The sequence below is a fragment of the Massilia frigida genome (genome assembly GCF_011682175.1).
GTDB classification, from domain to species: domain Bacteria; phylum Pseudomonadota; class Gammaproteobacteria; order Burkholderiales; family Burkholderiaceae_D; genus Telluria_A; species Telluria_A frigida.
In genome coordinates, this window is record NZ_WHJG01000138.1 from 1 (window position 1) to 952 (window position 952).

The 952-nt window shown below is 58.5% G+C and carries 1 protein-coding gene; it reads right to left on the reverse strand.

Going from position 1 to position 952, the window contains the following annotated elements:
* Nucleotides 1–952 (reverse strand): primase-helicase family protein (locus tag F2P44_RS34360; RefSeq protein ID WP_223165157.1); only part of this gene is annotated, 952 nt, incomplete at both ends.

Below are 952 nucleotides of genomic sequence, written 5' to 3' on the forward strand. Positions count from 1 at the left end.
CTGAACATCGTCTGGGACGTGTACTTCGATTCGCCGGAGCGGCCGCACCAGATCTGAAACGCTTCGTACAGCTGGGTGCATCCGCACGTCACGAACGGCAGCGGTAGAAGGCCGCTCGACCACTCTCGGTAAAAGCGCTCTGCCGGCGCCAGGCTCTTCTCGATCAGCGCATCCTTCGCCTTGTTATAGATCGGCTTGGTGTGCTCATTGAAGTCCCCCATATCCAACTCGTACAGCAGATAGTGATAAAACGCCTCGATGCCGCCACGGGCGATTTCGTCGGCCACGCCGATGTAGAATTCGCGCGACAGCGCCGGCGGCGTCCATATCACCAGGTAGCGTCTGTCGGTCTTGTCGAGCGCGAGCGGCTGCAGCTCATTCGACAAGAACACGAAGTTCATCTGATTCGCTTCACTGTGCTCGGGCAGCCCCTTGGGATTGACGATGACGGTGTCGCCCGACACCAGGTACTTGAGCTTCCCCTTCATCTGCTTCAGCTCCGAGCGCGTCACCACCTCATCCGCCACCATGAACAGCCTCGTCGAGGCCCAGTCGTTGAAGTTGGACTCCAGCTGGGCATTGCCGATGACGTAGCCATACTCGCCATAGATCACCTTGACGACCTTCTCGAAAAAGAAGTTTTTGCCGGAACCCTCGTCGCCATGCATGATGATCGACGTTTCCATCTTGGCGCCGGGGTTGCGGAGGGGGTACGCCAACCATCGAGCTATCCACGTCTCCAGTTCCTCGACGCCGTTGCACAGGTGCGAAAGCAATGTCTGAATCTGAATGCAGTCGCCCTTTTTCGGCGTCATCTTCCAGCCGCTGAACAGATTGACGGTCGCAGTCGGCCCGCTCGGCGCCGGACTGGGGCGTTCACGCGGATCGAAGACGATGTTCTTCTTCAAGATCCATTTGCGCGCATCGCCGCCCCAAAACTTCATCACGTCGC